A 23,375-nucleotide genomic window follows, 5' to 3' on the forward strand; every position below is an offset into this window, starting at 1 on the left:
TGGAACAACCCATTTCTTCACAAAGATTACTTACGCATGTTTAGCCATTCCGATTGCAAAATCGCGTATTGATACTCATCAATCCAATGACCTTTGGACATGTAATTTTCGAGCAAATGTCCTTCGCGTCTCATGCCCAAACGTTCCAGAACGTGAATAGACTTTGTGTTACGCACATCGGAAAAAGCGATCAATTTATGTTTGTTCAGTGTACCGAAAATATAGTCAAGTAGGGCACAAAGTGCTTCATGCATATATCCTTTCCCTTGATGCTCAGGCGCGAGAGTACATCCAAGCTCGACAATTCTAGGTTCGGCTCCAAGTGTATGAATCGCACAATCTCCGATAATCTGATCAGACGCAGCCAAAGCAACCGCATATTGAAACCACCTACCCGGCTGATCAGGGAAAGATTCTAATTGATGGCCGACAAATGATTCTGCATCTTGGAGCGTATAATTTTCCCACGATTGAAAGCGAGCAATATCGGGATTAGAGCGGTATTGATAGAAGGACTGAACGTCTTGCATGCCGAACTTTCGAATCACTAAACGCTCCGAAACGGCAAATACGTCTTTCGATTTCTCCATTTTATAAAACCTCATTTATTCTCTTCGAATTTTCGCTTTTCACTAGTTCGTTTTCGATTTAAAAAATTCAATCAACCACTCCGCTAGTTGGTGTTGCGCTTTGCTAATGAATCGATCCGCATAGTAGGTCAACTCCATGTGTCGAACAGGTGCAGGCCCAACAATGGGAATCGTTACGATATCTTCCCAGCCAGAATGCTGCTTTAACAGTTCTCTTGGCTGGATCGTTGCACCAATACCTGCAGCTACCAGTTGCAATAGGGAAGAAGCAGAACCTGCTTCCATAACCGTAGTTAACTCCAAGCCTTGCTCCCGAAAAACCTCATCCACCAAATCTCTGCCAATATACCCTTTGGGATACATGACCAGCGCGAGCCGGGTCAATTCTTCCAGGGTTATTTCATGTTTTTTTGCAAGATCACTGGATGCATGAACAAACAGTTCATAAGGCTCACTTCCCAGTGGAATCTGCACAAGGCGCTTGTCCTTGGGACCACGAAGACCAATACCAAGATCTACTTTATGTGTTAGTACTTCGTCTCGAACGAAAATGGTTGAAAAAGCCTGTAGCTTCGTATGAGGGTACCGAGTCTTGAATTCAACAAACAGCGGAACAAGTTGAAAATCAAGATCAGAGGGTAACACAGCAAGCCGGACCGTTCCACGCTTCTCAGATACAAGTTCTTGAATCGCACTTTTTGCATCCATTTCAGCCTGAATCATTTTCATTCCGTATTGATGGAGCAGCCTTCCAGCCTCGGTTGCCACAACTTTTTTGCCAATCCGATCGAAAAGAGGCATACCGACTTCAGCCTCCAGCAGACGTATCTGCTGACTTAATGTAGGCTGTGAAATCCCGAGAATCTCTGCGGCTTTTGTGAAGTGAAGATGCTCAAAGACGGCTATAAAATACGTTATATTTCGAGTATCCATCTTTTTCTCCTCGTTTAATAATAGTATTTTACTATCATAATAATACGAATTATTGGATTGATCAATGGTTAGAGCGGACGTATACTCAAAGTGACTTCAAGAAGAACCGGGAGGAAAAGAACCATGAAAAAAACATTATATTTAATCGCTCTATTTATTGCGGCATTGAACCTGCGACCTATCATTACTTCTGTCGCATCCATGATGAGCATGATTCAAACCGAGTTAGGTATAAGCGCATTAACAGCAAGCCTTCTGACCACACTGCCTGTCCTGTGTATGGGATTATTTGCTCCTGTCGCCACCACATTAAGTCAGAGGCTCGGTTTGGAGCGAACTATTTTTCTCTCGCTTCTGCTTATCACACTCGCCACTGCACTTCGCAGTGTAGATCAATCTGTTACTTTACTACTTGCTACCGCCTTAGTCGGAGGGATCGGCATCAGCTTTGCGGGACCGCTACTTTCAAGTTTTATTAAAAAGTATTTCCCGGCAAGCCCAAGCATAGTGAGTATTTACTCTGTATCGATGACGATTGGGGCAGCATTGGCATCCGGATTAACCATTCCGATTTATAATCAAAATCAACACAATCTTTCACTAGCCTTGTCCTGCTGGGCCGCTTTTGGTTTCATTGCTGTGATCTTCTGGACCTTACTCATTCGAAAAAACAAACCCTCCAGCAGCAGATCACAACGCGTTAAACTGCCTCTGGGTAATAAAAAAGCGATTCAATTCACTTTGTTTTTTGGCTTCATGGCCAGCATGTTCTATAGCTTGACAGCTTGGATTTCGCCAATCGCTCTTAGCTTCGGATACAGCGCACCAAACGCAGCGTTGCTTCTGACCGTGTTTACATTGATTCAAGTTCCTGTTGCATTACTGATTCCGAATCTTGTAAACCGTTCAGGCAAGATCAAACTATGGCTTGTCTTGTGTAGTGTCTCAGAACTCATCGGTTTAGTGTTACTTTTGTTGCCTGTGCCCATGCTACCAGCCGTTATTTTTCTAGGTATCGGGGCTGGTGGATTGTTTCCACTAGCGCTGATGCTACCCATTATGGCAACAAATACGGCCGAGGAAGCAGGGTCGTGGTCAGCAATGTCACAGATGGGAGGTTATATCATGGGTGCCTTCGGTCCACTTGTTATTGGATGGATCTTTGATCTCAGCGGACGGTTTAACGTATCCATTATTGCCATGCTGGTCATTGTAATGCTAATGATTAGTGTACAGTTATCCATGAACATGGGGAGAAAAGCTGTTGGAGCTCCTAAGGGTAATGAAGCGCAAAAAAGCTGATAAGAAAATTACCAAAATCAGGTTCATCATTGAATTAGAGCGCTTAAGCTGTTACAGATCCTACACAAATTCATAGTACAAATCGCCGCAGAACGAATCTTGAATCTCTGTTATCAGAAAAGAAGGGTGCAGGATTAGGCTCATCCGTGCCTGTTCATTAGTACTCCATAAATTAAAAATAATCGTATTTTTGTGAGACATGTCTTATTTTCATTTGCCCAAAGTGTTGTTTAGATCCATCTTAGGCAAGTGAGCATTGGGCATGTCTTTTTACTTCTCATTGGCGATACTTAGTTTATCCAATATACAAAGTGTTGTAAACATGTTATTATCACACCAAGTTCAAGTAAAAGGTGGTGCAGAGCCATAATGGATCAATATCTCAAACGAGCGATTGTCAGCGGAGAAACCTCGCTTGGCATTGAATTTGGATCAACCCGGATCAAGGCTGTTCTGATCAATAACAAATTTGACATCATTGCTTCCAGCAGCTACGAATGGGAAAATCAATGGAACAATCACTACTGGACTTATCATCTTGATGAGATAATTCAAGGGTTGCAAGAAGTGTACGCTAAACTGAAACAGCAGGTTATGATGCATTATGAAGTAACGCTGAGCAGCATAGGCTCCATCGGACTATCCGGCATGATGCAGGGTTATCTTGTTTTGGACAGCATGGGAGAATTGTTAGTTCCATTTCGGACTTGGCGTAATATCGCAACGAGTCATGCAGCAACATTCTTAACCAGGGAGTTCCAATATAAAATTCCGGAGCGATGGAGTATTGCGCATCTTTACCAAGCCATCTTAAACGATGAAGAACATGTAAGGGACATTAACTATATGACAACGTTGTCGGGTTACATGCACTTTCTTCTAACAGGTAATAAAGCGCTCGGTGTGGGCGATGCTTCGGGCATGTTCCCGGTCAATAGGATGACCAGAGGATACAATGAAGAGATGATTGAGCAGTTCAACGAATTCATTAGCCATAAAGATTACCCATGGAAACTTGAAGATCTTTTACCTTCTGTTTATTCGGCTGGTGAACATGCAGGCTATCTTCATGAAGCCGGTGCACGTCTCATCGACCCGTCTGGCGATCTACAAGCAGGCATTCCGTTCTGCCCTCCGGAAGGGGATGCAGGAACAGGCATGGTAGCTACGAATAGTATCCATACAAGTAGCGGCAGTCTATCCGCAGGAACATCTATTTTTGCTATGATTGTTCTGGATAAAGATATAGGGGTGTATCCCGAGATTGACATTGTGACTACACCGGATGGAAGTCCTGTTGGTATGGTTCTTGCCAACAATTGCACTAGTGATATCAATGCATGGATCAGAATTTTTCATGAGTTTTATGAAGCATTAGGATATAAAGCTGACGCCAGTCACTTGTTCCATGTTCTGTTTAATAAAGCCCTCGAAGCAGACCCGGATGGCGGCGGTTTGCTAAGTTATGGTTACTATTCGGGAGAGAAAATTACCGGTATGACTCAGGGGCGTCCGTTATTTGTTCGTTCTCCAGAGAGCCGCTTTACACTCGCTAATTTTATGAGGACGCATCTGTTCAGTGCGTTTGGCACATTAAGGCTCGGAATGGACATTTTAACGCAGAGGGAGAATGTAAAGGTTGACCAGATCTTGGCACATGGCGGACTATTCAAGACGCCCTTCGTTGGCCAGAAAATGTGTGCAGTTGCACTTAACGTTCCCGTATCTGTCATGCCGACTGCTGGTGAGGGTGGTGCATGGGGTATAGCCATATTAGCTTCCTATATGGTTTGTAAGGAGAAAAACGAAAGTTTGACAGATTACCTCCATCTGAAAGTATTCAAAGACATCGAAGCCCTGAAGATTGATCCGGACATTTCTGATGTGAACGGGTTCAACCGCTTTATGGAAAGGTACACGAAAGGAATAGCAATTGAGCAAGCAGCAGGCGATCATTTACAGAAAAGAGATGAAATCCATTGACTGAATTCGTTTGGGGAATATTCGCAGTAGATGCCTCTGCACACTTTCCTAATTTTTTTCCTATTGGCATGTACAGCACGAGGGAGGAGGCCGTGAAAGAAATCGACACTTTACCCCGAGATCACAATTATCAATTGCTGCGAATGCCGCTGAATCATAACTTTGCGTTTTACCACAAAAAAACGGGGAAGCTGGCAGGAATGGATTCAATCCATCACGAACATTTCCATTTTAAGGATGAAGGTTAACTGTAGCTCTTATTTTTCAGATGGACTAGACTATGCTCAAACGTTCTGGAGGAAAATCTTGTACGATAGGGGCGATGTACGTTATGAATAAAACGATTCTGGAATTTGTGACTTGGGCTGAGTCAAACGGATGGATTGTAACTCTTAAATCCGAACGTGACCTCCATCTGGATCCTCGTTTACTCACTAGATACACGGATATTCCCGCGGAATATACAGCGTTTTTGCGCGTAATCAACCAATGTATGACACCTAGCGAGCAGACGTGGTTCCTGTGTGAGGCAGACTACAACAATAGCTCTGATTCGGACTTTCACTGGAATGAATTTGAATTAATCAGCCTGGATGCAGCAGTGGACGATGAGGCGTGGCGATCAGAAATTACGACATGGTGGGAGAAGTATCTGCCGATTATGATGTCTGTTCGTGATGGATATTCTTTCTATGCCATTGATTTAAACAATGAGATTGGCTCTATTGTACGAGGAGAAGAACCTGAGTTTGAAGAGGTTAACAAAATCGCAGACAATTTGCATCATTTTTTACGACAAATAATGTCCGATTCGATTAAACTTTACTAAGAAGTTGACTGCAGAGTTACACCCACAGGTTATACGACTTGTAAACATGGGAGCACAGTCTTTAGGTGAAGCTGCTTTTTTTGAGTTTCCATGATCTTTATACCGTTACCATTCTTAAACAAAACTTAAACATCACGTGGACTGGTTTTAAACGGAGAATGTTAAGCTGAACTTCATCATAGCAGAAGGAGTGTCAGCCTAATGAATCCATGGTACAAAAAGGTTTTATTATCTACAGCAGTAATCTGCAGCTTAAGTATGGTGTCTGTGAGTGCAACGGCATATATGGAAGGATCTTCTAAAGAGGGACAAGAGAGCCTTATGTCTTCCGATCTAATCTGGAAAGAACACGTTCGTACAAATGCCAAAACGATCACATCGATCAAACTGCAAAAAGAGGATGAATACAATGATTTGAAGTTTTTGAATTCTATTTTAGCGGATAAACAAATCGTTAGTCTGGGCGAAGCTTCGCATGGTGCATCTGAGTACAATTCGATGAAAGTGCGGCTAGTCCAATTTTTGCATGAGGAATTAGGATTTAACGTCATCGCATTCGAGTCTAATCTTTCGGATACAGCTACTGCGTATTCTCAGGTACATCAGTCGACGCCGGAACAATTGATGAAAAATTCTGTTTTTGGTGTGTGGCAGGTCAAAGAAAACTTGCCCTTGTTTGAATACATTGCAGAGCAGAGCAAGACCGATCATCCATTGATTTTAACTGGATTCGACGCACAAGGCCCAAAGGAGTCTTTTATCACGTTCATCAAAGATTGGTTCGCCCAAGTCGATCCAAGTAAAGCGAGCGGTTTTGCTCAAACGGAACAATGGTATCTGAAAATGAACACGATTACCGACATGGATGAATTCAACAAGCAGAAAAAGAAGATTAAAGAAAAATATCTAGCTCTTCAGCAATTCGTAAGCGAAAATCAAGATGAATTACATCAAGCACAGCCAAAACAATCCGACTTGGTACCCTTGATTGAACGTGTATTGCAAAACCGTTTGGATATGCTGGATAGCTATCATCCACACATCATAAACATGTTTGCTGGAATTGACCCTGAGAAGCAGTTACAAATGGCGAGTTATGAACGTGATCGCGTTATGGCCGATAACCTGACTTGGCTTGCCAAAACGGTATATCCCAATGAAAAAATGATCGTATGGGGACATAACTATCACATTCGTAAACACAATTCTACGATGATCACAGAGCATAACGGTTATGATTTTGACGAGAATCCATATCCCACCATGGGGGAGCTTCTGCCTTATTCACTGAAGCAAGCTAATTATGTAATCGGTTTATTTGCTTACCAAGGAAGCTCATCCAAAAATAATGGCGAAGAGGAACAGGTTCAATCTCATGATAAGGGTAGCCTGGAAGATATTCTAGGAACGGAAATGGAGGCAGCCCGATTTATCAACATGAGAGACCAAAAATTAAGCCCAGCGACGGAATGGATGTTTACACCTCGTATAGCCAAGGCGTGGGGCGTATTGGATGAAAAGATGATTCCTCGCGATCAATATGACGGAATCTTGTTGATCCGCGACATTCATCCTTCAACAAAGTAGAATTAGCACAAAATCTAATTTTTGCAAAAAATCTAAGGATACCTAACGAACTAAACGAGCCGAGTAATTGAAGGAAAGTGCTCAGGACATTTGGAAAAGCCGCTCTATAGCGGCTTTTTTTAATTTAATTTAGTTTTAGACTAGACTTTTTACAAATGTCTTTTTTCTAAAATGTTATTGTTACTTCTGCTTATTTTTGGATAATGTCTACAATCTGTTTAAGCGCCTTTTTCGCTTCAGGTATCGGAAATACAGGGAAGACATGATTCATTTTTGGATACTCGAAATAGTTGATATCAACGGATTGGCGGGCTGCTTTTTCTTTGAATTTGCAGGCATCCGGAAGGAAAAATTCATGTGTTCCAATAAATAATGAAATTTTACCCAGATTTTTAATCTCTCCATGGATGGGGCTGACCAAGTAATGGGAGCGCGGAGTTTCACCGGCGTATCTTTTCCCGGCCTCGACCAGCATATCCCAGTTCAACATAGGTTCTTTGTCGATCATGGCGAGTACTGCCGGATTGCTTAATGTTATATCAAGCCAGGGTGACAACAGAATAATGTCCTTGGGCTGCGGCAGTCCTTGTTCTAATAGATACTGCGCAAAGGCTAGTGACAGGCCACCACCTGCAGAGTCACCCATGATGACGATGTTTTCGGGTTTAGCTATTTTTAATAGATGCTGATAAACCATGAGAACACTCTCAATCGCGTCCATATACTGATAGTTCGGTGCTTTAGGGTAAACAGGGACGTACACCGTACAATGTAACTGCTTCCTCAGTTGGTTCAAAAAATGCCAATGCCATGTCAAGGGCTGCTCAACATATCCTCCGCCAGGCAAAAATAGAACGATCCGACGGTCCGATTGTGAATCAGATTTCAACACATACGTATCTACCGGGAGGCTGCGTTCCTTCGTTATATTATACTTATGTTTAAGTTTGGCAGGTACTTCATAAGGGATGCTGTTAATTTTTCTTCGCTGCTCCATAAATTCTTTTGCATCAAGCTTTTGTTTCGTCATCTTCAGCAGCATTTCTACTAGAAAACTTCGAATGCTTCGCATAATATCAACCTCCTGTATAAAGAATACTTGAATATAATCATAAATGATATTTAAATATAATTTAGTATCCTAAATAATTATTTAAAGATATGGAGGATAGAATGAATATTTCACAGCTGCAATATCTGATATCTGCTGCACAGTGTGGTTCGTTTACAAAGGCCGCAAGTGTTCATCATCTCACAGTTCCAACGATCAGTCAGTCCATTAAACAATTGGAAGAAGAGATAGACACCACTATCTTTCATCGTACCAAAAAGGGAGTTGTGCCCACGGCAGAAGGAGAGCTCGTGCTGCAGCATGCCGCAGCTATACTCAACAACTTGGATCATATGCATCATGACTTACTCAGCCTTAAAGAAGAACATATCGAGAGCATCACGATCTCCACCATTCCAGGTTTGGTTCCTCAAGTGGTTCAAGCTACGTTAGAACTTATGCATACGTATCCCGCACTTAAAGTTCAGATGATCGAAGGAGATACCCAAACCGTAATGAAACACGTTCAGGATGGATACGCCAACATGGGATTGCTCTCTTACAGTAAAAGCCAGCAGAATACTTCATTGAAATGGGTTCCTATCGTTAAAGGCAATGCTGTGTTAATCATGAATACGCAATCGCCCCTGCGTTTCTACAAAACGATATCTCCTCAAGTATTGAAAAATGAGGTGTTTGTTCTGTATAAAGATGAACATATCGAACAAATAGCGCACCATTTAATGTCTGCCAGTGATGGTAACCGTATATCTTTAATCACCAACAACACAGATGCTCTGTGTCAGATGGTTGTTAAGGGAAATGCAGTTACTATTGCTCCCGACTTTATCGTAACTGCGTTGTCTTCCATCTATCAGGAGCAGTTAGTCACCGTTCCTATACATCAGTTCACCTCGGACGGTACAGCTATATTGGGCAGAATCACAAGAACGGATGAAACGATTCCCAAAATGGTTAAAGAATTTACAACCAAGCTGACGGATCTGGTTAAACATATTAGTCCCCAATCGGAATGAGCTGCATACCTGGTATGCGAGGCTGATCACATCCATGTGAACATCTGACTGCGTTATCCCTAATCTGTTAAGTACATTTGACTCACATCATAAAATGATATACTTTATTATCAAATGATATTGTTTTTTATTTATCGCTTCAAAATCCTATAAGATCGGATTGATGTAACTATGAAAATGAATCAGAACATTAAAATAATAGTTGACAGCACATCAGATTTATCAAAAGAACTCATGGATAAGTACAATATCAGTGTCGTACCTCTATATGTCGTTATGGGCACAGAATCATATAAGGATAACATAGAAATCACTACAGGACAGTTATATCAACGTTCGGATCGAGAAGGGATCACTCCCAAAACAGCAGCGCCGTCACCCTCCGATTTTGTTCCTGTCTTCGAAAGAGAGCTTAACGAGGGCAATCAAATCTTGTTCATCAGTATGTCATCCAAGGTGTCTTCCACCAATCAAAATGCACATATTGCAGCATCTGAATTTCCGGCTGGTCGAATTCATATCGTGGATTCGATGCACTTATCAGCGAGCTATGCCATGTTGGTTATACGTGCAGCGCAAGCACTTGAAGCCGGACATTCGCTTGAGCAAGTCATTAAAGATATCGAGAATGTAAGAGAGAAAGTCCATATTGAGGTTCTAGTGGACCGACTTGATTATCTACATAAAGGCGGGCGGGTGAGCAGTTTACAACATCTTATTGCTAATGTACTGAGAGTGCGACCTGTGCTGAATATCATCCAGGGAGAGGTGCGCTCCATACAGAAGTACCGCGGGAAAATGGAGAAAGCCTTGGACGGGGTTGTACAAAAGATTGTTACACGGAAAAATGAGATCTGTCCAAACGTACTCGTAATCGCTCAGACTTTTGCCGAGAAAATGACTGAAAAGCTTCTTACATCTCTGCTGCAAACCAACCATTTTAAAGAAATCATCATTATTGAGGGCGGATGTGTTATCGGCTCCCATACAGGTCCAAATTCAATCGCTGTAAGTTATGTTGACTTATAATTCCCATGAAAAGGCTCAGGTTGGTTTAATCCAAACGAGCTTTTTTATGTTAGATAAGAAATGAATTTAAATGTTGGCTGCCTGAAAAAGTACCAGAAAGGCGTTCTTTTGGCTAGATTGCGTCAACCTTCTCAAGGTTTGAATGTAACCGAAAACGACAACTTCAAGCGGCCTGTTTGGCGTGAAAGCGTTTGACTTATTTAGATAACCTTTTATAATTATGAAAGCAAAGGCAAGCTTCCGCAGGCAGGAGGCTTGCTGTTTCATTTAGCAAGGAGAATATCAACATGACACTAAAGAAAAGAATCTTTCTGTTGTTTTTCCTCAGTGCGTTTATCCCCTTTATCAGTATTTTTGCCATTTCGTATTATACGATCGATTCGATTTTCGCCAATAAAATTGATGATGGCATCCGAAGCAGTCTGCAGCAGGTTAACTCCTCTTTGGAAAACTCAATCACCAACCTGAATCACGTGACCCAGCAATTATCATACAGCGGCACTGCGGGCAAGAGACTGCAGCAATTTCTGAACCCCTCCTCTGATATTTTTGAATTAATCGAAGCGAGAGACGAATTAAAAAGTGAGTTAAGTGTTGTTACGTTCACCAATCCTAACATCGGTTTGACCTTGTATTATTTTCAAAAAGAAGGCACGACGCAGTTCGGTAATTTTCCGATCAAGGATCGGTTTTCTCCCGAATCGCTACCCGCTCTTTTTCAATCCTATGGCATCCAATATCACAGTCCGCACATCAGTATGAATCGGTTCAATGACGAGCTTGTTCTGTCCGCCATGCGAAAGGTAAAGCTGCCAGGCAGAGAAGATGTGTATATTTATGTTGAATCCGGCTTCCGTCTGAGTGAGGATATTCTTGGTGCCAATCAGCACAACACTACCGTATCCCATCTCATCCTTGATGCCGAAGGAAACACCGTCTACAGCGAAATCCCCGGGACCATTCGTGTCGGAGAGAATTTCGACACCTTGACTGAGGCATCTGCCCAAGACGGAATATCGCGAGGATATCACTGGTTTAAGACAAGTTCTCCGCAAAAATGGAGTGTTGTATCCGTCATTTCACAGGATCAATACCAACAAGAGAAAAATCAATGGCTGGTCCAAATTCTGCTGGTTGCTTTATTTTTTTTAGGCTTTACCGTATTTCTTGCTTGGCTGCTCTGGAAGATGGTGTACAGACCTCTCAGTCTGTTTCATTCCGAAATCAACAGCATGTCGAGTAATCCGCAAACGACAGGCAGTCAGGCTCGTACGGAGATTCCCGAGTTTGATTTTCTGCTCAGTGAGTTTTCCAATATGCAGCACCAGATTGGTGACTTGTTTAAGGAAGTACAGCAGAAAGAAAAGATCCGTGCTGACTTGGAGGTAGAGAAGCTACTCTATCAGATCAATCCACATTTTCTGATGAATACCCTGGATACAGTGCACTGGCTGGCAGTAATGAACGGACAAGGAGAGATTGATAAGCTGGTGCAGGCACTGAACAAGCTGCTCTATTACAACCTTGGTAAATTGGGGCAATTCTCCACCATGCAGGAAGAACTTGATGCGTTAAGACAGTATTTGATTCTTCAGCAGATTCGCTATGACTTTGAATTCGATGTGCGCATTACCGCAGATGAACAGGTACTTCAGATTCCCGTACCCCGCTTCATTCTGCAGCCGCTGGTCGAAAATTCGCTCTATCATGGGCTGAGCGATGATGGATTTATTCAGATTGAGGTCACCTGTACGTCGACATTGAACATTTTGATCGAGGATAACGGCGCAGGCATGAGTGAGGAAGCGATTCAGAAACTGCTGAACAATCGAGAAGCCGAACAGGAAAAGGTAGGAATGGGCATTGGACTCAATTATGTTCATCGTATGTTGCAGGCCCAGTATGGTAATCAAGCACAACTGGTCATTCACAGTGAACCAGGAACAGGGACAACTATGCTGTTGATATTGCCTATAAAAGGAGAAGACACTCATTATGATTAAAGTATTGATTGTTGATGACGATAAACTGGTACGCAAAGGTATCAGCTCAGCGATGCCATGGAATGAATTCAATATGGAGGTTATAGGGGAAGCGAGCAATGGACATAAAGCGCTGGAGTTTCTGCAGTCCCGTCCCGTTGATCTGATGCTGACGGATCTGGCGATGCCGGTGATGTCCGGCATTGAGCTGATGAGAGCCGCGAAGCAGCTCTATCCGGAGCTTCATATTGTGGTGTTAACCCTGCATCAGGATTTCGATTATATCCAGGAAGCACTTCGGCTGGGCGCAATCGACTATATCGCTAAAGTGCAGCTGGAAAAAGAGCAGTTCGAGCATGTGCTGCAGCGCATCCATACACGGATGAACGGATCAGCCAAGATTGTTCGCCAGCTTCCTTCACTCGATGAAACCAATGTTCATTATTCAACCGTGTATGCTCTTATATCACAGGATCGCAAATCCGAACCGTCGTGGGGCGATCAGCTGCATTCGACTGACCATTCTGAGGTTCGATGGGAAATTGAACGGAACAGCTGGATGTGGGCAGCACGTAAGGAACAGGAAGAGCAGGTGTTTGAACTGGTTAAGAAAACACAGCTTCAAGCTCCAAACAGCACACTACTAGTACTGTCTGATGTACAGGGACAAACGTGGTCGCAGATTAAAAACTGGATTATAAATTACACGGAGACGGCGTTATTCTACGCTTACTCTCCCGATCAGCAAGTCATGCATCTTACGATGAAAGATGAGCACCAGCAGATAGAAGAACCCCGGGATGAAGAACTGGACCGGATGAAGCAAAGCTGGTTCCAAACAGCCTGGGCACACCGGGAGCAGGACTATCACCGGCTTATTGCTCAGTTCAAAGCACTGCAGCTGCAGAAAGCGCAGCTAACCGGACTGCTTTATTTCATTGTCATGGAGTGGAATCGCTTATTTGCTCACACCTCACTCGGTAAAATCACCATGATCCATTCATTTCATTCCTGGCACGAAGTGCAGGCCTGGGTCAAGCAGACGGCTGCCAATATTCAGAAGGCTGATCAACAGCAGGCGTATTCACCTGAAATTATAGAGGCTGTAAAAAATGCGGTGATTATCATACAACATGATTTGACTCAAGCACACACTGCTTCGGAGCTTTCACAACAGCTCAACATCAGCCGAAGTTATTTCAGTCAATGCTTCAAAGAGCTGATGGGACGCACCTTTAATGATTATTCCCGTTTTGTTCGGGTAGAGAAAGCCAAAGAATATTTGGTCAGTACACCTCACACCATCTCCTGGATTGCGGAGCAAGTCGGGTATACGGATGAGAAATATTTCAGCCGGATTTTTCGTGAAATGACAGGTCTGCTGCCAAGCGAATATCGACATGTTGGCGAGCAACGAAGTAACAGATCGGATACAGAGAATTCATTACGTTCTTAAAATTTCAAAATGATAAGCGAGGTCATCTTTACAGGTCGACAGTATTCTTAACTAAGGAGCTGCCGGCTTTTCTTTTCAAATGTAAACACAGGGGCGGGTAGACAAATGGATGACAGCAGGTAGGACGAATGTTCACAGGCGAATGGTATAAGGGAATTCCACCTGAGAACTGTTAACATTAATCTATCTAAAGGGGCGTGTAATCCCTATCCCGGCAGGAACGGAGTCCACCTTATAATGAAAGCGTACACAAAAAACGAAATCAGATTGAAGGGGAATCTAACAAGATGAGAACAAAACGATCGATAAGAAGCAATCTGTTCACCAAACGTTTAGCTGTGCTGTCGATGTCTGCTTTGATGGTTGCTGCCTTGGCAGCATGTGGAGCCAAGACAGAAGCTCCTACTGCAGAGGAAGCAGGAAAATATGAAGTAACACCGGGCGATCCATTCAGTGCGTATAAAGAGGAAATAAACGTAACGATGGGACGAGTGACCACGGCTAATCCTAAGCTGCCCGCGGGAGATACGTATGAGAACAACGCCTATACCCGGCTGGTCAAAGACACCTTTAATGCCAAAATCACAGATCAATTTGAAGCGAACGGTGAGGATTACAGCCGCCAAGTCTCGCTTGCGATTGCATCCGGGGAACTGCCCGATATGATGCGTGTCGATTCCAAAGATGAGCTCAAGGAACTGGTTGACAATGATCTGATCGAGGATTTAACAACCATTTATGATCAATATGCCACGGATGAGATTAAGAAAATTTACGATTCCTACGATGGCCGCGCGTTGGACAACGCAACGATTGACGGACGTTTGATGGGACTTCCCGCGACTTCCCTGGATTCTGCGCCAACGATGGTTTGGGTTCGCCAAGACTGGGTGGATCTGCTCGGCATCAAGCTTGATGCCGATGGAGACGGAGCCATAACACTGGAAGAGGTAGAGAAAACGACACAGGAGTTCCTGAAAAGAGATCCGGGACAATCCGGCAATCCGGTCGGCATTCCTTTTGTTAACACATTGAATACAACGGATTATAATGGCTCTGCGTATACGATGCTGGGAGCAGCTTCAACGCAGCATGCATTTCCGCAGTATTGGATGAGAGGAGACGACGGTAAAATCCTCTACGGTTCAACGACGGAAGAAACGAAGAAGCTGCTCGGAATTATGGCAGACTGGTTTAAAGAAGGAATCATCGATCCTCAATTCGGAACTCGTACATTTGACGATATTACCGCGCTGTATGCAAACGGGCAGAGCGGCATTGCCTTCGGACCTTGGCATATTCCTGACTGGGGATTGATCAGCGTCAAACAGATGGATAAAAACGCTAAATTTTCAGCTTATGCACTGCAGGATGCAGATGGTAAGGTTAACGTCGCACATGCTAATCCTTCCAATCAATTTATTGTGGTGAGAAAAGGATACGAGCATCCCGAACTTGCGGTGAAAATTTTGAACCTGTTCTACGATAAGCTGGCCAATGACAAAGACGTGGCCACAACGATGCCGGAAGCGGCCAAGTATCAAGAGACCGGCGTGGACGGTTCCACCCGCCCATTCAATATTGAAGTTAACTCGGCTACATCGCTGCTGGACGATTATTCGGACGTTGTTCGCGGGATTAAGGGAGAGATCAGCCTGGATGAGGTACGTACAACCGAATCCAAAAACAATATTGGCAGCATCAAAACATATCTGAGTGATATGGACACGGATAATACTACAGCTTGGTCGAAATACCACTCGCGCATTAACGGTGTGGGACTGATTGACAAGCTGACCAAAGAAGACAAGTTCGTGTGGATCACTCCTGCTTTTTCGGGAACGACCCCAAGCATGAAACAGACATGGGCTAACCTGACCAAGCTGGAACAGGAGTCATTTATCAAAATTGTAACCGGTTCAGAACCGCTCGATTACTTCGACACATTCGTGAGCAATTGGAAAAAACAAGGCGGTGAGCAGATTATTCAAGAAATTGAAGCCGAGATCGGGGCAAAACCATAATCATCTATGGATAGCTGCAGGGCTGCGCGCGAAATCCGAATGCGCAGCCTTTCTTCATAAGGAGAGGAGAGAATTTCATGAAACAACGAGTATACAAGACAGATGGCCGCATCCGCTCAGGTACGATGTACCATATGATGATGATACCGGGCATTTTGTTTTTGCTTGTATTCAGCTATATACCGATGGTTGGTGTGATTACGGCCTTTCAAGACTATATTCCTGCCAAAGGCATGTTCGGCTCGGAATTTGTCGGGTTAAAACATTTTATCTATATGTTCAAGCTCCCGGATATTGCCCAAGTGGTTAGCAATACACTGGTGATCGCTCTGGGCAAGATTCTGCTCGGCACATTAATGGCGATCATTTTCTCCGTACTGCTTAATGAAATTCGGATGAAAACGATTAAAAAATCGGTCCAGACGATCGTGTATCTACCGCACTTTCTATCCTGGGTTGTGCTCGCGTCCGTCGTTGTTAATATGTTCAGTCTGGATGGCATTGTGAATCAGATCCTGGCCTTTTTTGGACTGCAGCACATTAATTTTCTAGGCAGCAACACATGGTTTCAGCCGCTGATTATTGGGACGGATGTGTGGAAGGAATTCGGCTACAGTTCCATCGTTTATTTGGCAGCCATTACGTCAATTGATCCAGGCTTATACGAAGCTGCAGGTATGGATGGAGCCAGCTGGTGGAGAAAAGTATGGCATATTACGCTCCCAGGCATGCTGCCTATTATTCTGCTCATGGGTGTGATGAGTCTGACGAATATATTAAGCGCCGGTTTTGACCAAATCTATAATCTCTATAATCCGGTAGTCTATGAATCAGGTGACATTCTCGATACCTATGTTTATCGAATTGGTCTGGTCGGAAGACAGTACAGTTTCGGAACGGCTGTAGGTCTGTTCAAGTCCGTAATCGGCATCATCCTACTGCTATCTGCCAATCAGCTCGCCAAAAAATATACCGATCGTAAAATATTCTAAGGAGGCAAACGTCTGTGTCTTATTCCGCAAACTTCAAAGATCGAATGGGCCGGGTGTGCATCTATGCCATCGTCATTATGCTTGCGCTGATCTGCCTTCTGCCGTTATGGAATATTGTTGCGATTTCCTTCAGCAGCAGCGAAGCGGTATCCGCGAACGCCGTCGGTCTGGTTCCTGTTCATTTTACAACAGCTGCGTATATCCGAATTATCGATGATGCCCAGTTCTGGCGCTCCTTCGGCATATCCATTCTGCGTGTGGCGCTCTCGCTCGCGCTGAACATGATTTTGATTATTCTAATGGCGTATCCGTTGTCCAAATCCAAAAGAGAGTTCAAGGGCAGAAACATTTATATGAACATTATGATTTTTGCCATGCTGTTCAGTGGCGGTATGATTCCGAGCTACCTGTTGATTAAAAATCTGGACATGCTGAATACAATCTGGGCACTTGTTTTGCCGGGAGCAGTACCCATATTCAGTGTCATTCTGGTCATGAACTTCTTCTCAGCCGTTCCTAAAGCACTTGAGGAAGCAGCTTTCATTGACGGAGCCAATCCGCTTCAGGTTTTATTCAAAGTGTACGTTCCCGTATCCATTCCCGCACTTGCAACAGTCGCCTTATTCAGTATCGTGGGTACATGGAATGACTTCTTCAGCGGGTTGATCTATATGACGAAAATAAGCAACTATCCGCTCATGACCTATATCCAGTCACTTAACGTCAATATTGCGGATCTGCTCCAAGCCGGAACGAACTCCAGCGAGCTCAGCAGCCTGACGGAGATATCCAACAAAAATTTAAATGCAGCCAAGATCGTCGTTGCTGTTATTCCACTACTGCTGATTTATCCGCTGCTTCAGAAGTATTTTGTAACCGGGATCGTTGTTGGATCGGTTAAGGAATAACATCCTGCCATGAGATTGCAACCGTGAGTATCTTAATATACAACCGCATTGAAACTTTACTAAAATAACCGTAGGCACAGCCTTTAGGCAGCGTCAGAGAGGTGGAATGAAACATGGAACAGCAAGAATGGTGGAAAGAGACCGTCGTTTATCAAATCTATCCGCGCAGCTTTCAAGATAGCAATGGAGATGGAATCGGCGACTTAAGAGGCATTATATCTCGGCTGGATTATTTGCTGCATCTCGGGATCGGTGCGATCTGGTTATCACCTGTTTGCAAGTCTCCTCAAGATGATTATGGTTATGATATTTCGGATTACCAGGATATTGATCCGATGTTTGGATCGCTGGAGGATATGGAAGCTTTAATTCATGAAGCCGGCAAACGGAACATACGCATCATTATGGACCTGGTCCTGAATCATACCTCTGACGAACATCCTTGGTTTCAGGAAGCTAAAAAAGGAAAGGACAACCCGTACCATGACTATTATGTATGGCGAGACGGGATTGAAGGAACCCCCCCCAATGACCTGACATCTACCTTCGGCGGTTCAGCCTGGGAATGGGTGCCTGAGATTGGGCAGTATTATTTGCATTTATTTTCGGTCAAACAGCCGGACCTGAACTGGGCGAACCCGAAAGTCCGTCAGGACATCTACAGCATGATCAATTGGTGGATCGAAAAAGGTGTAGGCGGATTCCGCCTGGATGTCATAGATTTGATCGGGAAAGAGCCGGATTCCAAAATTACAGGAAACGGACCTCTTCTGCATGAATATATCAGGGAGCTCAGTAAGAAAACATTCCAGAAAGGGAAGGAGTTGTTAACCGTAGGAGAGACGTGGGGAGCCACGCCGGAGATCGCAAAATTGTACAGCAACCCTGATGGCAGTGAGTTTTCCATGGTATTTCAATTTGAGCACATCAGTCTGGATGAGCAGGAGGGGAGGGGGAAGTGGGATCTCAAACCTCTAGATCTAATGGAATTGAAAGATGTGCTGTCCAAGTGGCAGACCGAGCTCAAAGGCGAAGCGTGGAACAGTTTGTTCTGGAACAATCACGATCTGCCTCGAATTGTTTCACGTTGGGGTAATGACGGGGAGTTCAGGGTTGAATCTGCTAAGATGCTGGCAACCCTTTTGCATGGCATGCAGGGAACACCATACATCTACCAGGGCGAGGAACTGGGCATGACGAATGTCCAATATGAGATCAAGGATTATCGGGATATTGAACTGCTTCGTTTTTATAAGGAAAGAATGGAGAAAGGATATCCCGAACATGAAGTTATGGAGTCGATCTACGCCAAAGGGCGTGATAATGCGAGAACACCCATGCAGTGGGATGACTCCCATCAAGCAGGATTTACGACAGGAGAGTCCTGGATTAAAGTCAATCCGAATTATAAGGAGATCCATGCTGCGGAAAATGTCCAAAATCCGGACTCCATCTTCCATTATTATCGACAGCTCATTCAGCTTAGAAAAGATCATGCGGTCATTATCTATGGCGATTATGAATTAATTTTCCCGGAACATCCGGATGTATTTGCTTACACACGCACATTACATGAGAATCAGCTCATCGTTGTCTGTAACTTCCGGGGAGATACGGTGCAACTTCCGCTTCAGGAACATTTGTCATCCTCAGCCAAACTGCTGCTTGCCAATTACACAGATATGCTGCCAGACAACGAGCTGCGTGCTTACGAAGCCAGAATGTACCTTATGCAGAACAATTGAAAAGCAGCATACCTAACTAAAGCCTAGTCATTGAAGAAAGAAGGAAGAGATGGAATGAAAAGAGTATGGTGGAAAGAGGCCGTCGCTTACCAGGTCTATCCGAGGAGCTTTATGGATTCGAACGGAGACGGCATTGGTGATATACAAGGCATTCTTTCAAAACTGGATTATATTCAGGAACTGGGTATTGATCTGATATGGATCTGTCCGATGTATAAGTCACCTAATGATGATAACGGTTATGACATCAGTGATTACTGCGCCATTATGGATGAATTCGGTACGATGGCTGACTTCGACCAATTATTAGATGAAGTACATCGTCGCGGTATGAAGCTCATTATGGATCTGGTCATTAACCACACCAGTGACGAGCATCCCTGGTTTATTGAATCAAGTTCTTCCGTGGATAATCCCAAACGAGACTGGTACATCTGGAAAGACGGCAAGAACGGGGAGGAGCCGAACAACTGGGAAAGCATCTTTGGCGGTTCAGCCTGGCAGTACGATGAAACTTCAGGCCAGTACTATCTTCATCTGTTCTCCAAAAAACAGCCGGACCTGAACTGGGCTAATGCCGACGTTCGCAAATCCATCTATGAAATGATGAATTGGTGGATGGACAAAGGCATTGACGGCTTCCGGGTGGATGCGATCAGTCATATCCACAAAGAAGAAGGTCTGCTGGATATGCCGGCCAAGGAAGGTTTCAAATACATTTCGTCATTCGAGAAGCATATGAATGTCAAAGGCATTCAGCGCTATCTGCAGGAAATGAAAGAAGAGACGCTGTCGAAATATAATGTCGTCACCGTTGGCGAAGCCAATGGAGTCAAAGTAGAAGATTCAGAAGATCTGCTGGACTGGATCTGTGAAGTCAGAGGCAAATTCAACATGGTTTTTCAGTTTGAACATCTTGACCTATGGAATAACAGTACAGACAAGCAGCTGGATGTTCCCAAACTGAAAAACGTAATGACCAAGTGGCAGAAATCACTGGAAGGCATCGGCTGGAATGCACTGTTTATTGAAAATCACGATCAGCCGCGCAAGGTTTCATCCTGGGGAAACGATGTCGATTACTGGTATGAGAGCGCTTCGGCACTTGGAGCAATGTACTTTTTCATGCAGGGCACACCCTTCATCTATCAGGGACAAGAAATTGGCATGACCAATGTGGCTTACCCTTCCATCGAGGATTATAACGACATCGCAGACCAAAATCTGTATCAGATCAAGCAGGCAGAAGGCATGGAGCATGAGGAGATCATGAATATCATCTGGGCGTCCAGCCGTGACAATTCAAGAACACCGATGCAGTGGTCTGCAGGCAACCAGAGCGGATTTACGACTGGAGTTCCTTGGCTAAGGGTAAATGACAATTATCTCGATATCAATGTGGAGAAACAGCTTCAAGACCCGAACTCTGTCCTTCACTTTTATAAAGAGATGATTCGGCTCCGCAAGCAGCATGACACGTTGATATACGGCACCTATGACCTGCTCCTGCCTGATCACCCTCACATTTTCGCCTATACACGTACATTGGAAGATCAGCAGGTGTTAGTACTCATTAATCTTACTGAACAGATGGTGGAGCTTAAGGATGATGAGCCGGGCGTTCAACTCTCCGAGATATGGCTGACCAACTATGAGATTTCTTACGCTGGTCAGCTGCAGCCGTTCGAAGCCCGCATTGGATTATGTGATAAAATGTAGGGGATTCGCTTGTTCGAGGCATGATTCTAACGAGTCATGCTTTTTTTTATTCGATAGCCCCACACCCATTTATAGCAACTTAATAGGTGTAGGAGTTCACCACAGCTCCAGTCTTGTGGTGAAGTTTTCATATATGACATATAATAGCCTAACCGTAGGCAGAGGATACAGCTTAGTATGAATGAAAGTGACTTGTTCATGACATCCTACAGAAGTAGTACTATTCTCATTTCCTGAGGAGGAGATCTTATATGGCTCGCCAGAAGAAAAGGCAGGAAGCTGCCTGGAAGTCACGTAAGCAAGAACAGCACCCTCATGGTAAAATCAGATCGCTCAAAGAAATATCAAGCGAATATGAAGAGAAGAATACTACGGAGTAAGAGCATGACTGTCGGCGATATTTGCCGGCAGTCATTTTACATTTATATTGGAATTTTAACAGTATTATTTTCTTATATAGAATATGCTCTCCTATGGTAGTCAGGTAAAATAGTCACTCTTTACTGTGAGGGATTTTTTCATGTAAAAAAAGACCAAGATGAGATAAATTAATTATACCCGGGTAATATTGACTTCATATTTTTACCCGGGTATAATACCTAAAGAAGATCATTAAAGGAGGGTTAACATGCAGGATTCACCTACACAGATAAACTACACTGCCTTTGTAGGCAGAAAACATTTCGTCAAAGGTACATTACAACACGTTGTTCAAGTCGTAAAAGAAAACTTGGAAGAGAATACACTTTTTGATTTGCTTGTTTTTGACGATTCTACTGGAAAACCGATAGATATTGATTTTCGAGGAAGCCTAGAGGATGTATTAGACCGTCTTAATAGTAAACCGGGACGAATAAAGGATACGAAAGAAAATGAACAACCCGCTCGCAGAGCCGGCCGCCCCAAACTAGGCGTAGTATCCGGTGAGGTTACTTTGCTGCCCAGGCAATGGGACTGGCTTAAAGCTCAACCCGGTGGCGCTTCGGTAACCCTAAGAAAACTGATTGATGAGGCTCGCCATTCAGGGGAGAACGGAAACAAAGTTCGTGCGGCGCAGGAAGCAACCTATCATTTCATGACAGCAATGGCGGGGGATTTCCCTCAATACGAAGAAGCTTTGAGAGCACTGTATGCCCCGAATGAAAATCGTTTTTACGAATCAATTGATGATTGGACACCTGATATCAGAGATTATATTAAGTCTTTGTCCAGTAATGCATTCACGCAGGAATAGAGGAGAACATCGTAATGAATATGTTAAGAGTAAACGATATTGATATTGCTTATGACAGTTATGGCAGTGAAAAGAATGAAACCATTCTATTAATTGCAGGGCTCGGCACACAGATGATTCGTTGGACGGTTCCATTCTGTGAGATGTTAGCAGCACGTGGATTTCGAGTGATTCGTTTTGATAATCGAGATACGGGGTTATCGACCCATTTTAGCAATCATGCAACATTAGATTTCGAAGCACTTGCTAAAACACTCATGTCGGGAAAACTTCCTGATCTTCCATATACCCTTGATGATATGGCTGACGATACAATTGGATTGTTAAATGCCTTGGGGATCAAAAAAGCACATGTTGTTGGTCGTTCGATGGGCGGTATGATTGCCCAGCTTATGGCCAGCCAATATCCCGAGCGTGTCCTCTCGCTTACTTCACTAATGTCAACTACAGGTAACCCGGAACTTCCACCCACATCCACGGAAGTCATGGCGTTGATGACTGGGCCAGCACCGAATCCGATGGAGGATGAAGAGGGTTATTTGGCTCACAGCGTAGCTTTTGCTAAACGTATTGCCGGTACAGGTTACCCTTTTGAGGAAGACGCGTATCGTTCACTCATTCGAGAGGAAATACAGCGAGCTTATGATCCGGGAAGTGTTGGGCGACAGATTGCTGCAATTGCGGTTTCAGGTGATCGGCGGGCGCGACTGGCAAAAGTTAAGGTCCCAGCCTTAGTGATTCACGGTGTGGAAGATCCGATGTTTGTTCCCGCTTGCGGTAGAGACACGGCGGAAGCGATCAACGGTGCAGAATTGATGTTACTTGAAGGTATGGGCCATGATTTGCCGCAGCAGCTGTTTGAAACCGTTGTTGATGGAATTGAGAGGACAGCCCGCAGTACACGCCCGTGATGAGTAAAAAGCCGCTTTAATAGCGGCTTAAACTGTATTATCTTTATTTGTGATAAGTCGCAG

General features: G+C 43.9%; 20 protein-coding genes. 17 read left to right on the forward strand and 3 right to left on the reverse strand.

All coding sequences use genetic code 11. The annotated features are described in order from the left end of the window. Positions 1–26: 26 nt before the first annotated feature. Both ACT89M_RS15060 and ACT89M_RS15065 read right to left on the reverse strand, forming a co-directional pair. Complete coding sequence (locus tag ACT89M_RS15060; RefSeq protein WP_154888832.1) at positions 27–590, reverse strand: GNAT family N-acetyltransferase; 564 nt, start codon at positions 588–590, stop codon at positions 27–29. Between the two features lie 42 nt (positions 591–632). Beyond that, positions 633–1,523 (reverse strand): LysR family transcriptional regulator, encoded by an 891-nt coding sequence (locus ACT89M_RS15065; RefSeq protein ID WP_154888830.1) that lies wholly within the window; start codon positions 1,521–1,523, stop codon positions 633–635. Between the two features lie 123 nt (positions 1,524–1,646). Here ACT89M_RS15065 and ACT89M_RS15070 point away from each other — a divergent pair, with 123 nt between their 5' ends. From ACT89M_RS15070 to ACT89M_RS15090, 5 genes are all read left to right on the forward strand, one after another. After that, positions 1,647–2,825: an MFS transporter gene (locus tag ACT89M_RS15070; protein ID WP_154888828.1), complete on the forward strand. Its 1,179-nt coding sequence runs from the start codon at positions 1,647–1,649 to the stop codon at positions 2,823–2,825. Between the two features lie 369 nt (positions 2,826–3,194). After that, entirely contained in the window at positions 3,195–4,808 is a 1,614-nt protein-coding gene (locus tag ACT89M_RS15075; RefSeq protein ID WP_487344731.1) for a xylulokinase, read from the forward strand. A 92-nt stretch (positions 4,809–4,900) separates the two neighbouring features. Next, a complete protein-coding gene (locus ACT89M_RS15080) occupies positions 4,901–5,056 on the forward strand; it encodes a hypothetical protein (protein WP_186809654.1) in 156 nt (51 codons plus the stop codon). Between the two features lie 83 nt (positions 5,057–5,139). Beyond that, the gene (locus tag ACT89M_RS15085; protein ID WP_487344732.1) at positions 5,140–5,637 is read left to right on the forward strand and encodes an SMI1/KNR4 family protein; all 498 of its coding nucleotides are present in this window, start codon (positions 5,140–5,142) and stop codon (positions 5,635–5,637) included. A gap of 201 nt (positions 5,638–5,838) precedes the next feature. Beyond that, on the forward strand, positions 5,839–7,224 hold the full coding sequence (locus ACT89M_RS15090) for an erythromycin esterase family protein (RefSeq protein WP_154888822.1): 1,386 nt from the start codon (positions 5,839–5,841) through the stop codon (positions 7,222–7,224). A 190-nt stretch (positions 7,225–7,414) separates the two neighbouring features. Here the strand turns inward: ACT89M_RS15090 and ACT89M_RS15095 are convergent, their stop codons facing one another. Beyond that, on the reverse strand, positions 7,415–8,344 hold the full coding sequence (locus ACT89M_RS15095; protein ID WP_487345316.1) for an alpha/beta hydrolase fold domain-containing protein: 930 nt from the start codon (positions 8,342–8,344) through the stop codon (positions 7,415–7,417). 53 nt (positions 8,345–8,397) lie between these two features. Here ACT89M_RS15095 and ACT89M_RS15100 point away from each other — a divergent pair, with 53 nt between their 5' ends. The 12 genes from ACT89M_RS15100 to ACT89M_RS15155 all read left to right on the forward strand — a co-directional run bounded on the left by ACT89M_RS15100 (position 8,398) and on the right by ACT89M_RS15155 (position 23,312). Next, entirely contained in the window at positions 8,398–9,312 is a 915-nt protein-coding gene (locus ACT89M_RS15100; protein WP_341180906.1) for a LysR family transcriptional regulator, read from the forward strand. 177 nt (positions 9,313–9,489) lie between these two features. Beyond that, positions 9,490–10,341 (forward strand): DegV family protein, encoded by an 852-nt coding sequence (locus tag ACT89M_RS15105; protein WP_186809652.1) that lies wholly within the window; start codon positions 9,490–9,492, stop codon positions 10,339–10,341. A gap of 287 nt (positions 10,342–10,628) precedes the next feature. Beyond that, positions 10,629–12,344: a sensor histidine kinase gene (locus ACT89M_RS15110; RefSeq protein WP_487344733.1), complete on the forward strand. Its 1,716-nt coding sequence runs from the start codon at positions 10,629–10,631 to the stop codon at positions 12,342–12,344. After that, positions 12,337–13,779 (forward strand): response regulator transcription factor, encoded by a 1,443-nt coding sequence (locus ACT89M_RS15115; protein WP_487344734.1) that lies wholly within the window; start codon positions 12,337–12,339, stop codon positions 13,777–13,779. Before ACT89M_RS15110 ends, ACT89M_RS15115 begins: the two co-directional genes overlap by 8 nt. 287 nt (positions 13,780–14,066) lie before the next feature. Next, positions 14,067–15,803, forward strand: coding sequence for an extracellular solute-binding protein (locus tag ACT89M_RS15120; RefSeq protein ID WP_487344735.1), 1,737 nt, complete (start codon positions 14,067–14,069; stop codon positions 15,801–15,803). 77 nt (positions 15,804–15,880) lie between these two features. Beyond that, on the forward strand, positions 15,881–16,795 hold the full coding sequence (locus tag ACT89M_RS15125; RefSeq protein ID WP_154888806.1) for an ABC transporter permease: 915 nt from the start codon (positions 15,881–15,883) through the stop codon (positions 16,793–16,795). A 14-nt stretch (positions 16,796–16,809) separates the two neighbouring features. Next, positions 16,810–17,703, forward strand: coding sequence for a carbohydrate ABC transporter permease (locus ACT89M_RS15130; protein ID WP_154888804.1), 894 nt, complete (start codon positions 16,810–16,812; stop codon positions 17,701–17,703). Positions 17,704–17,816: 113 nt separating this feature from the next. Beyond that, entirely contained in the window at positions 17,817–19,448 is a 1,632-nt protein-coding gene (locus ACT89M_RS15135; RefSeq protein ID WP_308721768.1) for a glycoside hydrolase family 13 protein, read from the forward strand. Between the two features lie 54 nt (positions 19,449–19,502). Further along, positions 19,503–21,167 (forward strand): glycoside hydrolase family 13 protein, encoded by a 1,665-nt coding sequence (locus ACT89M_RS15140; RefSeq protein WP_154888799.1) that lies wholly within the window; start codon positions 19,503–19,505, stop codon positions 21,165–21,167. A gap of 251 nt (positions 21,168–21,418) precedes the next feature. Beyond that, positions 21,419–21,547 (forward strand): DUF6254 family protein, encoded by a 129-nt coding sequence (locus ACT89M_RS15145; RefSeq protein ID WP_222592175.1) that lies wholly within the window; start codon positions 21,419–21,421, stop codon positions 21,545–21,547. Positions 21,548–21,795: 248 nt separating this feature from the next. After that, positions 21,796–22,401, forward strand: coding sequence for a DUF2239 family protein (locus ACT89M_RS15150; RefSeq protein ID WP_154888797.1), 606 nt, complete (start codon positions 21,796–21,798; stop codon positions 22,399–22,401). Positions 22,402–22,415: 14 nt separating this feature from the next. Beyond that, positions 22,416–23,312: an alpha/beta fold hydrolase gene (locus tag ACT89M_RS15155; protein ID WP_154959180.1), complete on the forward strand. Its 897-nt coding sequence runs from the start codon at positions 22,416–22,418 to the stop codon at positions 23,310–23,312. Positions 23,313–23,375 lie beyond the last annotated feature (63 nt).

Source organism: Paenibacillus sp. NN59, assembly GCF_057597225.1.